Source organism: Ochrobactrum sp. P6BSIII (assembly GCF_014138065.1).
Taxonomy (GTDB): Bacteria; Pseudomonadota; Alphaproteobacteria; order Rhizobiales; family Rhizobiaceae; genus Brucella.
Genome location: NZ_JACGXB010000007.1, coordinates 106,192 through 119,742, shown reverse-complemented (window position 1 = coordinate 119,742; position 13,551 = coordinate 106,192). Strand labels below are relative to the sequence as shown.

Below are 13,551 nucleotides of genomic sequence, written 5' to 3'. Positions count from 1 at the left end.
TTCTACTCTTTCCTGATGCGTGGTGCGCTATCCAGCAATTGTCGCGTATAGGCGTGTTGCGGGTGATCGAAAAGATCGCGAACGGGAGCCTCTTCCACAATTTCCCCGAAATACATCACTGCCACCCGATCCGAAATGGCCTCTACAACAGCAAGATCGTGACTTATGAAAAGATAGGACAGATCGAATTCCCGCTTAAGCTCATCTAGCAACAAGAGAACCTGAGCTTGTACCGAAACATCAAGAGCGCTGACTGGCTCATCAAGCACGACAATCTCGGCTTCCGCTGCGAGCGTACGCGCTATCGCAATACGCTGTGCCTGTCCGCCTGAGAACTCATGCGGATAGCGTTCCAGCGTGTCTTTGGGCATTTGCACCGCATCGAGCAATTGTAACATTTTCTTTGTGCGCTGCGCTGTGTCGTATTTGCCGAGAAGCTTGAGCGGAACGTCTAGGATGTGTTTGATGGTTTTACGCGGATTGAGCGAGGCGACGGGGTCTTGAAAGACATATTGAATGACCTTGCCGAATGCACGCGCGCCCGATCTACGCAAATCAGTCGCATCGCGGTCAGCGATTTTCATGGTCCCGCTTGTCGGTTCCGTCAGCCCCACAAACATGCGCGCAAGCGTACTCTTTCCCGAGCCGCTTTCGCCTACCACGGCAAGGGTTTCACCTCGCCGCAGATCAAGAGACACTTTTTTGACTGCATCGACCTGATGGCGTTTCCTGCCAAAGAGAGTTCGCCCACCACCAAATGTCTTGGTAAGCTCCCGTGCACTGATCGCAATTTCACTCATGCTTTTATGCCTTTATTCTCACGTCCGAAGACTTTGGCTACCTTTTCGAGAAAGCTCGGGCCTTGTCCGAGTTCCGGCACGCAAGCAATGAGCCGGCGCGTATAGTCATGCTGCGGATTGGATAAGACCGCCCTCGCCGTACCTGTCTCGACAATCTCGCCATCCTTCATCACCGCAACGCGGTCGCAGATTTCTGAAACGACCCCAAAGTCATGGGTGATAAACAACAATGCTATGCCGCGTTCGCGTTGCAACTCACGCAGCAGATCAAGAATTCGTGCCTGCACAGTCACATCCAGCGCCGTCGTTGGCTCGTCTGCGATGATGATATCGGGGTCATTGGCGAGAGCCATCGCAATGCCGACACGTTGGCGTTGCCCCCCGGAAAGCTGATGCGGATAGTGACTGGCGCGTTCTCTGGCGTCTGGAATACCAACCTTCTCAAGCAGGGCTATTGCTTGTTCGCGTCGCTCGGCTGCGGTGAGGCGACGATGCGCTCCAATAGCTTCCTCAACCTGCCATCCAATGGAATACATCGGATGCAGTGTCGTCAGCGGATCCTGAAACACATAGGCCACTTTGTTTCCGCGAAGGGTCGTAAGTTCCGTTTCCGGAAGGGAAAGAACGTCCCTGCCCTCCAGAAATATCGAGCCGTTGCGAATAAGCCCGGGCGGCGATGCCACCAGCCCCATGATGGAAAGTGCTGTAACGCTTTTACCTGAGCCGCTCTCTCCAATGAGGCCGAGACACTCGCCCTTGTGCAACTTGAGAGAAATATTCTTCACTGCAGGCGTGAAACGTCCACCGCTGACGAAACCAGTTTCCAGAGCCTCAACCGACAATACCGCATCGTCGGGCGCGTCGGATTTCGTGGCGCGATCACGGGCTATCTCAGTTCTGGCACCGGGGCGTGCAAGCGCTCCAGACCGCAGGCGAGGATCGAGTATATCGCGTACGCCGTCACCAAGCACATTCAAGCTGATCACAAGCAGGAAGATCATCAGGCCCGGGACTATGGAGACATGCGGTGCATTGAAAAGCTGCGCCCTGCCTTCACCCAGCATCGATCCCAGATCAGCTTGTGGAGGTTGCGCGCCCAGACCGAGAAAACTGAGCCCTGCCGTTTCGAGGATCATCCAACCGGCAGTCGTCGACATGGTGATAACGATCACCGGCATGACATTTGGAAGAACCTCGCTCGCCAGGATCGAGAGTGGGCTTTTACCGGAAAGCCGCGCCGCATCGATGAATTCTCGATGGGCAAGACCTAGCGTAACACCACGGACATTGCGTGCAAAAAACGGGATATTGACGACCGCTATTGCGAAAAGCGCATTCATCAAACCGGGTCCAAGGACAGCTACAATCGCCAAGGCAAGCAATATGTAAGGAAATGCCATGAGCATATCGATGCCGCGCATCATCAGATTGTCGGTGCGTCCACCGACAAAGCCAGCGACAAGGCCAATGCAAGAACCGATGATGGCCGCTATTAAAGTGGCGGCAAAGCCGACCGCCACCGACACGCGTGTACCCCAGATAACCCGGCTTAGAATATCCCGGCCCAGTTGATCCGTACCGAGCAAGTGGCCGGACGTGAATAAAGGCTGCAAACGTGTCGCGGGTGATGTAGCATCTGGATTTGGCAACGGCAGCATGGGTGCTGCCAGAACAACAAGGCAGATTGCTATCAACAGGAAGAATCCGAAAGCAGCCAACCGGTTACTCATGAGTAGTCCCCATGAGGTCAGACGTATCGGCGCGGGACCCGCCGCGGTTTGTGTCAGCAAACTCATGTACGAATCCTCGGGTCAAGCATGGTCTGGAGAATATCGGCAACCAGATTGAAGATGACGTAGCTTGCAGCCACCACAAGAACACCACCTTGCACCAGCAGGATATCGCGTGTGGAAATGGCCTTCACCAACATCGCGCCGATGCCAGGCCACTGAAATACAGTTTCGATATAAACCGCACCGCCAAGGACAAAACCGGCTTGTATGCCGATGACGGGAATAACACTGACAAGGGCAGCGCGAAACGCATGGCGGTAGATCACCCGTCGCTCGTTAAGCCCCTTGGCGCGAGCCGTGCGGATATAGTCTTGTCGCAAGACTTCCAGCATCGCGCTGCGTGTCAATCGCGCGATAACGCCGGCCGCCACAACGGCAAGCGTTCCTGCCGGTAAAATCAGATGCCAGAGCAGGTCCCTCAGATCACCGCCGCCATAAACGGCATACATTCCCGAAGCCGGCAGCACCCGCCAATGAACTGCGAAGAGATAAATCAGCAATAGGCCGAGCCAGAATGATGGAATCGAAATTCCGGCCAGAACCACGAAGGTTATTGCACGGTCGACCCAGCCGAACTGGCGGACAGCTGAGACAATCCCCGCCAGCAATCCCACGATGGAACACAGGAAGAGCGCCACACCAGCCAGGATCAGTGTAGCGTGAAATCGCTCCAGAACTTCATCAAGGACAGGCCTGTTGAGCACAAAGGAACGACCAAAATCGCCATGCAACAGATTGCCGATCCAGATAAAATATTGCTGCACCAGCGGCTTATCCAGACCAAGATCGCGGTTGACCCGTTCAACGTTTTCAGGCGTCGCATAGGAGCCAAGCAATGCGGTAGCCGTGTCGCCGGGGATCATGGCCATCACGAGAAAAACGATGATTGAAAGCCCCAGTAAGACAGGGACGACCGCGGCAAGACGCTTTAGAATATAGGCTGGCATTTCAAGCCCTCCTGTATGTCATGGGAAATTGCTGCCGTGAACTTCGGCAAACGGGCTTGAGGCTTACTCCTTTGTCACGTTTTTCAGATGCAGCAGGAAGGACGGTTGCAGCTTGAAGCCTTTGACAGTCGCTGTTGTGACCGCATTCTGCTTCCAGTTGGCCACAAAAAGCCACGGCGCATCGTCATGCACGATTGCTTGGACCTCGCCGTAGAGCTTGCCCCGTTCAGCCTGATCGGTTGAAGTGCGCGCCTTTTCGAGAAGTGTGTCCAGTTGCGGGTTGGAGTAATAACCGGAATTAAAACCGCCCTTGTCCGGCAAGGCATCCGTACGCAACGTCAGATATGGAACAGTGTCGGGATCATTGGTCATCCACGCCATTTCCGCCATATCGGCTTTGCCATCGAGACCCGTGTTGACGCGGCCCAGAAATGTGTTCCATTCATAGGTTTCGATTTTCACCTTGAACCCAACGGCCTGAAGATCAGCCTGTATCGCCGCACCCATGGTGATGGGATCGAGCATACCGGAACCGCCCTCCGTCACATAAAATGTAATCTCCGGATTGGTGACGCCTGCTTCCGCCAGCAGTGCTTTGGCCTTTTCTGGGTCATAGGGATAAGGTTCGGTTTTGTCTTCCACCCAGTTGAAAGCAGGCGGAATAGGACCTGCCGCCACGGTTGCCGAGCCTTGCAGAACATTGTCGACGAGCGCTGACTTATTGACTGCGTAATTTGCGGCCTGACGCACCTTTTTATCCGCGAAAGGCCCCGTTTTTGCATTCAGAATCGTGAACCAGACATGAGGTCCTGCCTGTTCTGCAACGGCGAAGTTCCCATCCTGCTTGAAGGTCGCGAGATTGTCTGGCGGCACTTCCACCATGACATCAAGACCACCAGCCATCATCTCCGCGACGCGGGTATTTGGATCGGTAATCGGGCGGAATACGATGGCTTCCAAGGTGGGCGCACCATCCCAATAGTCGGGATTCCGTTCCACCAAAACGCGTTGACCCGATTGCCATTCGGCAAATTTGAACGGACCTGTTCCCGACGGATGGCGCCCAAATTCCTTACCGTATTTCTTCACGGCTTCAGGCGACACGATCAGACCGGTTGGATAAGCCAGATTGGAGAGGAACGGCGCAAATGGCTCCTTCAGTTTGAACTCGACTGTTGCCGGATCAATCGCATTGACCGCTTCAATCGACGAGAAATTGAAGGAGAGCGGGAACGGCCCCGTGTTGTAGAAAGGGTGATCCTCCCTCAACATTCGATCGAAGTTAAACTTCACTGCTTCGGCGTTGAAATCGGACCCGTCATGAAATTTGACACCCTGACGCAACTTGAAGCGATAGGTTCTACCGTCATCCGAAATTGTCCAGCTTTCAGCGAGTGCCGGTTCAACCTCAAGCGTCCCATCCTTATAGCGCACGAGGCCGTCATATATATTCACGAGTATGCGGAAGTCATTGGTCGCCGTCACCGTATGGGGATCGAGCGATTGCGGTTCAGCAATCTGTCCCACGATCAGCACGTTTGGCGGCGTTTGAGCCAGCGACGGCATTGCAGGTCCTGCAATTGCGAGCGTCATTGCCGCCAGCGCAGCACGAAATAATCTTCTCATAGAGCGATCCCCTTTCGTTATGCCAATTAGCTAACTCTAATTTATAGGCATAAAATCGATGGGATCAATGAATTATCATAATAAATTTCCAACCGAAGAAAATGCTGGGCCTCAGCTGGCCCGCAATATCAGGTGATTTTTTGCTATTCGGCAGGCGTGTGTTCTGGCTTCAAGTCCTGCTCGGCTTTGGTCGATTTCTGATGCGTGAAGCCCTTCAATCCCTTGGCGGTTTCCTCGGCATCGCGCTTTATTTCCACGTCGCTCATAGCGTAATGAACGGCCAATTTTGCTATCGATGTCAAAGCACTCAAATGAATGCGTTCATATCCGTGAGAAGCGTCCACACCGAACGTCAATAGCGCTGTGCGCACGTCATGTCCGGCTTCAACAGCGGAAGCTGCATCTGAACGATAATAACGGAACACATCTTTCTGCACCTGAATTTCGTGCTCGCCGCAAAGCTCATAGAGCTTCTTAGTCAGGTGATAATCGAACGGACCCGTCTGGTCAGCCATTGCAAGCGTTACGCCAAATTCGGATGAGTTCTGCCCTGGCGCGGTGGTTCCGTTGTCGATGGCAACGAGAGAGGCAATATCGGGAACCACCACAGCCGATGCGCCGACACCCACTTCTTCACCGATCGTGAAAAGCCAATAGGTGTCAACTGGCGTTTCGACGGCAGCTCGCTGCATGGCTTCAAGTGAGGCCAGCATGATGGCCACGCCTGCCTTGTCATCGAGATGGCGAGACACGATGAAGCCGTTATCGATAAACTCCGGCGCAGGATCGACAGCTACAATATCACCGACATCAATGCCAAGCTGAACAAGGTCGTCCTTATTGCGCGCCAGTGCATCGACCCGCAATTCGACATAGGGCCAGCCGACCGGCTGGCTATCCACTTCTTCATTGAAAGTGTGACCGGATGCTTTCAATGGCAGGATTGACCCGCGATAGGTCCCCTTGCCGGAAAAGATGGACACCCGCGCGCCTTCCGCGAAACGGGCAGACCAGTTTCCGATAGAGACCAGTTCAAGACGGCCATTATCTTTCAGGTACTTAACCTGAGCACCTAATGTGTCGACATGGGACACGATGCCCCGAGCCGGGCGTCTGGAAATGCCTGGTCGGCGCGCCCGGATTGCACCACGTCTGGTCAGCATGACTTCCAGACCGAGCATTTCCAGTTCACGTGCTACATAGCGGACGGCTTCATCTGTAAAGCCCGTTGGGCTTGGTATCGCAAGAAGTGCCTTGAGCCGTGTGACGAGATAGTCCTGATCAATGGAGATGGAATTTTGCATGATGCGAATGTCGCAGAATGCGGAAATATCGTCAACAATGCGGGGCCAACCTATCGTAAAGTTGCCCCGCGAAGTTCAATCATTAGCGATTTGCGAAGACGCTTTCAACCGCTGCTTTTGTTGCTGAAACGACTTGATCCGCTTCGTCCTGCGTCAGACAAAGTGGCGGCGCAAAGCCCAGAATGTCACCTTCCGGCATTGCACGCCCGATGACCCCATTGGCAAGAAGAGCAGCCGAAATCTGCGCTCCAATCTTGAGTGATGGATCGAAGAATTTGCGATCGGCGCGATCTTCTACAAACTCGATAGCAGCCATCAGCCCGTCGCCGCGCACATCTCCGACATGCTTGTGATTGCCGATAGCATCGTTGAGAGCATTACGGAAATAAGCGCCGGTAGAACCGGCATTTTCTACCAGTTTCAAGTCATCGATGAGCTGGAGATTTGCCACACCAGCTGCTGCGCAGATGGGATGCGCCGAATAGGTCCAGCCATGGCCTATCGGTCCCATCTTGTCCGACCCTTTGACCAGCACGTCCCACATGCGATCCGAAACTATCGATCCGGAAAGCGGTGCATAGGCAGACGTCAATCCCTTGGCGATTGTGATCAGGTCAGGCTTCATTCCATAATGTTCGGACCCAAACATGCTGCCCAGGCGACCGAAACCAGTCACGACCTCGTCTGCAACGAGCAGAATGTCGTATTTGTCGAGAACGGCCTGTATTTTTTGCCAATAGCCAGCCGTAGGCGGAACAATCCCACCGGTTCCCAATACAGGCTCACCGATGAACGCAGCAATCGTGTCTGGCCCTTCAGCGAGGATCATTTCTTCAAGCTGGTCAGCACAATATTGCGAGAATTGCTCTTCGTTCATCGAGCGATCTTCACGACGGAAATAATAAGGCGCCTGTGTGTGCAAGATGGGTGCACGTGGCAAATCGAACGCGTTATGGAAGGTCGCAAGACCGGTCAAACTGCCTGTCATCACACCCGAGCCATGATAGCCGCGCCAGCGCGAGATGATCTTTTTCTTCTCGGGACGTCCTAGAATATTGTTGTAGTACCATATCAATTTAATGTTGGTTTCATTGGCATCAGAACCGGACAAGCCGAAATAGACGCGGCTCATATGCGCTGGTGCCCGGTCGATAATCATCTTGGCAAGCGTGATCGATACTTCCGTACCGTGGCCGACATAGGCATGATAATAGGCAAGCTTATGAGCCTGCTCAGCGATAGCATCAGCGATTTCCGTCCTGCCATAACCCACATTCACGCAGTAGAGACCGGCAAACGCATCGAGGCTCTTACGTCCATTCACATCGGTGATAAACACGCCCTTGCCTTCGTCCAATACGCGGGTTGGCGTTTCGCCACGCGCATGCATGCCCATATGTGTCGACGGATGGAAAAAATGGTCGCGGTCCCAGGCGGTCAATTCGTTGCTGTTGTTCAACATTGTCAGTTTCCTTTCATTTCGCGACACATTCATGCGGCGGTATCGATGCAGAGATATTTGAGTTCCGTGAAGGCGTGGATGCCATGATGTGACCCTTCGCGCGCCAATCCGGATTGTTTCCAGCCGCCAAAGGGGATGGGAGCGCCGGTGATTTTGGCGCGATTGATGGCAACCATGCCGTATTCGAGCGCACGCCCCATCCTCAGTTGCCGTGCACCGTTTGCCGTTACGACATAAGCGACGAGGCCATATTCTGTGGCATTAGCCCGCGCGATGACCTCATCTTCTGTTTCAAAAGCAGTGATTGCAGCAACCGGGCCAAATGTTTCTTCGTGCATAATCGCAGCGTCATTTGGCACATCGACCAGCAAGGTCGGCTCATAAAACAGCGTATTGTCGCCCATACGATTTCCGCCAACAAGCACGCGTGCTCCACACGCACGCGCATCCGCAACGTGCTCTTCGACCTTGGCGACGGCGCGCTCGTGCATCAGGGGTCCGATATCCACCTCATCCTCGAAACCCTGACCAACTTTGAGCATAGCGATGCGCGCAGCAAAGGCTTCGGTGAAGGAAGCGAGAATGCCGCGCTGAACAAAGATGCGGTTTGCGGCAAGGCAGTCCTGACCTGACGTGGCGAATTTGGCTGCCATCGCCACGTCTACGGCTCGCTCGAGATCGGCATCGTCGAAGATGATCAGTGGTGCATGCCCGCCAAGCTCCATGACAAGGCGTTTGACGGTCGCAGCGCATTTGGATGCAATCAACGTGCCAATGTGGGTAGAACCGGTGAAGCTCAAGGCACGTATACGAGTGTCGTTGCAAAGCGTATCGACGATTGGAGCGGCCTTGCCCGTGACTACATTGAAAATACCGGCCGGAAATCCTGCTCTCTCGCCAAGCTCAGCCAGTGCAAGTGCAGAAAGTGGCGTCTCCGACGATGGATGAACGACAACCGGACAGCCTGCAGAAAGAGCCGCAGCTGCTTTTCTGGTAATCATGGCATTTGGAAAATTCCACGGCGTTACCAGACCCACAACACCAAGAGCCTCACGACGCACGAGCATTTCGGCATCGGGCAGATGGCTGGCTATTGTTTCTCCGTTCAGGCGTTTTGCTTCTTCAGCGAACCACTCGATAAAGGCTGCGCCATAGTCGATCTCGCCGAGGGATTCATAGAACGGTTTGCCCTGCTCCAGCGTCAAGAGCACTGCGAGGTCGCCCCTGTTCTGAACAATCAATTCGTACCATCGCCGCAAAATGCCCGCGCGATCCTGTGGGAGGCGCCGTGACCATTCAGGGAATGCCTTTTCCGCGACATCAATCGCTGTAAGCGTCCGGGTTTCATTCAAACTTGCGACACGTGCGAGGCGCTGTCCAGTTGCGGGATCTACAACCGGAAATGTCTCCGCATTCTCGCCCGACATCCAACGTCCGTTGATATAGGCAAGCTCTCGAAAGAGATGCTTGTCCCTGAGCCTTTTAAGCCCGTCGTGTTGTATAGGATGATCCAGAACGGCATTCATGGTGCTTCTCCCAATTCAGGAAAAGCATCTCATGGGAGCACTGTCGATTTGGACCAAAGCAAAGCACAACACAACTGATTTGGACCAATATTGCCTCCGTTTGTAGTCCGCTTGGTCTATGCCGGATGGTCCGCAAGAAGCGATAGCGGCGCAGCGCCGTTCGCGTCCTTGACCAGCTTGGTTACGATATAGGTGAAATAGCGCTCTATACCGATATTCTGGTCCAAGAGGCGATCAATCAGCCTCTGATAGCCATCAATATCGCGCGCGGCGACCATTAGAAAATAGTCCACGCCGCCGCCAACAGACCAACACGAAATGATTTCCGGTAACGCCGAAACGGCACGTTCAAACCGATCAAAGTCGCTCTGACGATGATTACCAAGTGTAATCTGCACAATGACATGCGCGATGGGGGCGACTTTCCGATAGGCAATGTGCGCATGATAACCGGTTACTATGCCCGCTTCTTCCAGTTTGCGGAGACGGAGCCAGCATGGTGTCGGCGACAAGCCGACCTTTTCCGCCAATGCAAGTTTTGTGATTTTCGCATTTTCCTGCACGGCATCGAGAATGCGCAGATCAACGGCATCGAGCTTCAAGGCGGACTTCATTTGGTTGATCCGGTTCAAGTGAGGTTGTCCAATTCGGAGCGCTACTCCTTGGCATGAGCAAGCAGGGCTGGCAAGGCGTGTTCCCAAAACAGCGGCGCAAATCTAATTGTAATGATCCAATATAATCATTGACATGATCTTTTCTGTCTTTCACACATATTGCAACGAAAATAATCAAGACACGGGGAACGAGCTTGCGGCCACACGGTTTCGCATATGGTGCATTATTGCGCCCTGCGTTTGAGCACCAATCAAATTGGCCGCAGCCCTTCCGTTCCTCAACAGGTTTTGAGAGGCTATAGGCGTGTCCGAAACGGTGAGTATCAGGGAAATCGAACAAGCCCGTGACAGGCTGCGCGGCCATATTGAGCGAACTCCACTTGTCCGCTCAAACGCTTTAAGCAAACTGTCCGGAACAGACATATTCCTCAAACTTGAAAATCGCCAGACCACCGGCAGCTTCAAATTGCGAGGTGCAACAAATGCTGTTCTAAGCCTGTCGACGTCGAAGAGAAACTTCGGAGTCGTCACGGCTTCAACGGGCAATCATGGTCGCGCATTGGCTCGTGCAGCTTCCTTGCAAGGCCTCAAAGCCACGATCTGCCTGTCTTCGCTTGTTCCGTCAAACAAAGTCGAAGCTATCCATCGACTGGGTGCCGACATTCGCATTGTCGGAAAATCTCAAGATGATGCGATGGAAGAAGTCGCGCGTCTCGTTCGCGACGACAACATGAATTCGATCCCACCGTTTGATGATCCGCATGTAATCGCGGGTCAAGGAACCATCGGGCTTGAACTTCTTGAAAGTTCACCTGAGATCGAGTCCGTGTTGATCCCACTCTCCGGTGGCGGGCTTGCATCAGGCATAGCTGCGGCAATCAAAGCGCATAAGCCGACGGCTAGAATAATTGGCATTTCCATGAAACGTGGTGCAGCGATGCAAGCAAGTCTCGCTGCCGGTAGGCCTGTGAATGTGGAGGAAGTGGATACGCTGGCGGACTCGCTCGGGGGCGGTATCGGCCTCGATAATCGCTGGACTTTTGCCATGTGCCGCAACCTTCTGGACGATGTTGTTCTTCTTGATGAGGAAGAGATTGCAGCTGGCATAAGGCATATGGCCATCCATGAGAACGAGATTGTTGAGGGTGCTGCAGCCGTTGGCATTGGGGCGCTTCTCAGCGGAAAAATTGCGGTTTCCACGCCTACTGCGATCATCGTTTCTGGCGGCAATATAGACCCCCGACAGCATCGCATGATCATGAATGCCAGCGTGGAAGGAGCGACCTGATGGCCGAGATGCGGATATTGAGCGAAGGGGATCTCCGTCAGTTCATAACCCTCGATCTGGAAAGCATTGCCTGTGTTGAGGATGCGTTTCGTGCGCTTGCAAGCGGCAAAGTTAGTATGCCGCCAATCCTCCGGCTCGATATCCCCTCTGAGCGCGGAGAAGTCGACGTTAAAACCGCCTATATTCCTGGCCTCGACAGTTTCGCCATCAAAATCAGTCCCGGATTTTTCAACAATCCGTCCATTGGCTTGCCCTCAACGAACGGCTTAATGATCCAGTTCTCGGCTAAGACCGGACTTATCGAAGCCTTGCTGCTCGACAATGGCTATCTGACAGATGTGCGCACCGCCGCAGCGGGCGCAGTTGCTGCAAAATATCTGGCGCGTGAAGACGCGACCACAGCGGCAATCTTCGGTGCAGGCATTCAGGCCCAGTTGCAGCTGGAAGCCTTGACGCTGGTGCGACCGATCAAAGAAGCTCGTATCTGGGCGCGTGACTTCACCAAAGCGAAAAGTGTAGCCGCTAGTCTGGAACAGAAACTCAGTATCCCAGTCATTCCTGTGCAGGATGCTCGAAAAGCCTGCGCTGGTGTTGATATCATCGTCACGACGACTCCATCTGAAACACCGCTTCTCGACGCCGACTGGCTAGAGACAGGGCAGCATCTCACTGCAATGGGTTCTGATGCTGAACACAAGAATGAAATAGATCCCGCGATCTTCCGCCGTCCAGTCCTCTACGTTGCAGACAGCTTGAGCCAAACGCGCAGACTGGGCGAATTGCATCATGCAATTGAAGCCGGGATTGTCAGAGCCGATGCTTCTTTGCCGGAACTCGAACAGATCATTTCCGAGGACGGTATTTTTCATCGCAATGCCGAAGACATCACATTCTGCGACCTGACGGGTACGGGGGTTCAGGACACCGCTATTGCACGTCTTGCGACTGAGCGGGCGACCAAGCGCAACGCAGGCACCAAAATCGACTCGAACAAATCTGCTGGAGGCAATCAATGAGCGTTGAACTCAATTTCACCCGCGCCGAGTATGATGCCAGAATTGCCAAGACCAGACGCGCGATGGAAAAGGCGGGTTTCGATATTATCATCGTAACGGACCCATCCAACATGCACTGGCTGACCGGTTACGACGGCTGGTCCTTCTATGTCCATCAATGTGTCGTTCTTGCGATGGATGGAGAACCGATCTGGTATGGGCGCGGTCAGGACGGAAACGGCGCAAAGCGCACGGCTTGGATCGGTCATGACAGCATCATTGGCTACCCGGATCATTATGTGCAGTCGCTGGAGCGGCATCCGATGGATTTGCTGGCGTCCATCCTGGACGACAAGGGGTGGGGCAACAAGACAATCGCGGTGGAGTTCGACAATTACTGGTATACCGCCGCCGCCCATCATGCCTTGCAGAAAAACCTGCCAAACGCGCGTTTCAAGGATGCGCAGGGGCTGGTGAACTGGCAACGCGCCGTCAAAAGCTCCACAGAGATCGACTATATGCGCAAGGCTGGCCGTATTGTTGAAGCCATGCACAAGCGGATCGTAGACACGATCGAACCGGGCATGCGTAAATGCGATCTGGTGGCGGAAATCTACGATGCGGGAACGCGTGGCGTCGGTGAATTTGGCGGTGATTATCCGGCCATTGTGCCGCTCTTGCCGTCTGGCGCAGATGCTTCGGCTCCGCATTTGACTTGGAACGACTTACCGATGAAGTCCGGCGAAGGCACGTTCTTTGAGATCGCCGGTTGCTACAAGCGCTATCATTGTCCACTGTCTCGCACGGTCTTTCTCGGCAAGCCCATGCAGGCATTTCTCGATGCCGAAAAGGCCACATTGGAGGGGATGGAAGCGGGTCTTTCAGCTGCCCGTCCCGGCAGTACATGCGAAGATATTGCTGCCGGATTTTTCGACGTTCTGAAAAAATATGGCATCGTGAAAGACAATCGCACTGGCTATTCGATTGGGCTTTCCTATCCACCAGACTGGGGCGAACGCACAATGAGCCTGAGATCCGGCGACCGCACTGAATTGCAGCCGGGCATGACTTTCCACTTCATGACAGGGCTTTGGCTCGAAACCATGGGGCTGGAGATCACCGAAAGCATCGTCATTACCGAAACCGGCGTCGAATGTCTTTCAAACGTACCGCGCAAGCTGGTGGTCAAGGACTAG

The 13,551-nt window shown here is 53.9% G+C and carries 11 protein-coding genes; 3 read left to right on the top strand and 8 right to left on the bottom strand.

The window, feature by feature from the left end; all coding sequences use genetic code 11:
- Positions 1–2: 2 nt before the first annotated feature.
- The 8 genes from FHW00_RS11975 to FHW00_RS11940 all read right to left on the bottom strand — a co-directional run bounded on the left by FHW00_RS11975 (position 3) and on the right by FHW00_RS11940 (position 10,060).
- Complete coding sequence (locus FHW00_RS11975; protein ID WP_078340937.1) at positions 3–800, bottom strand: ATP-binding cassette domain-containing protein; 798 nt, start codon at positions 798–800, stop codon at positions 3–5.
- Positions 797–2,596: a dipeptide/oligopeptide/nickel ABC transporter permease/ATP-binding protein gene (locus FHW00_RS11970; RefSeq protein ID WP_078340938.1), complete on the bottom strand. Its 1,800-nt coding sequence runs from the start codon at positions 2,594–2,596 to the stop codon at positions 797–799. The genes FHW00_RS11975 and FHW00_RS11970 overlap by 4 nt, the downstream gene beginning before the upstream one ends.
- A complete protein-coding gene (locus FHW00_RS11965; RefSeq protein ID WP_078340939.1) occupies positions 2,593–3,540 on the bottom strand; it encodes an ABC transporter permease in 948 nt (315 codons plus the stop codon). Before FHW00_RS11965 ends, FHW00_RS11970 begins: the two co-directional genes overlap by 4 nt.
- Before the next feature lie 63 nt (positions 3,541–3,603).
- Positions 3,604–5,166 (bottom strand): ABC transporter substrate-binding protein, encoded by a 1,563-nt coding sequence (locus FHW00_RS11960; protein ID WP_078340940.1) that lies wholly within the window; start codon positions 5,164–5,166, stop codon positions 3,604–3,606.
- 143 nt (positions 5,167–5,309) lie between these two features.
- Positions 5,310–6,470 carry an osmoprotectant NAGGN system M42 family peptidase gene (locus tag FHW00_RS11955; protein WP_078340941.1) on the bottom strand — a complete coding sequence of 387 codons (1,161 nt, stop codon included), beginning with the start codon at positions 6,468–6,470 and terminating at the stop codon, positions 5,310–5,312.
- Positions 6,471–6,552: 82 nt separating this feature from the next.
- On the bottom strand, positions 6,553–7,932 hold the full coding sequence (locus FHW00_RS11950) for an aspartate aminotransferase family protein (RefSeq protein ID WP_078340942.1): 1,380 nt from the start codon (positions 7,930–7,932) through the stop codon (positions 6,553–6,555).
- Between the two features lie 29 nt (positions 7,933–7,961).
- Positions 7,962–9,458, bottom strand: a complete 1,497-nt coding sequence (locus tag FHW00_RS11945; protein WP_078340943.1) for an NAD-dependent succinate-semialdehyde dehydrogenase — start codon at positions 9,456–9,458, stop codon at positions 7,962–7,964.
- Positions 9,459–9,574: 116 nt separating this feature from the next.
- A complete protein-coding gene (locus FHW00_RS11940) occupies positions 9,575–10,060 on the bottom strand; it encodes an Lrp/AsnC family transcriptional regulator (protein ID WP_176168374.1) in 486 nt (161 codons plus the stop codon).
- Positions 10,061–10,388: 328 nt separating this feature from the next.
- Here FHW00_RS11940 and eutB point away from each other — a divergent pair, with 328 nt between their 5' ends.
- From eutB to doeA, 3 genes are read left to right on the top strand one after another with little or no spacing between them, the layout of a single operon-like run.
- A complete protein-coding gene (eutB, locus tag FHW00_RS11935; protein WP_445558008.1) occupies positions 10,389–11,360 on the top strand; it encodes a hydroxyectoine utilization dehydratase EutB in 972 nt (323 codons plus the stop codon).
- Positions 11,360–12,376: a cyclodeaminase gene (locus FHW00_RS11930; RefSeq protein WP_078340946.1), complete on the top strand. Its 1,017-nt coding sequence runs from the start codon at positions 11,360–11,362 to the stop codon at positions 12,374–12,376. The genes eutB and FHW00_RS11930 overlap by 1 nt, the downstream gene beginning before the upstream one ends.
- A complete protein-coding gene (gene doeA, locus FHW00_RS11925) occupies positions 12,373–13,551 on the top strand; it encodes an ectoine hydrolase DoeA (protein ID WP_078340947.1) in 1,179 nt (392 codons plus the stop codon). The genes FHW00_RS11930 and doeA overlap by 4 nt, the downstream gene beginning before the upstream one ends.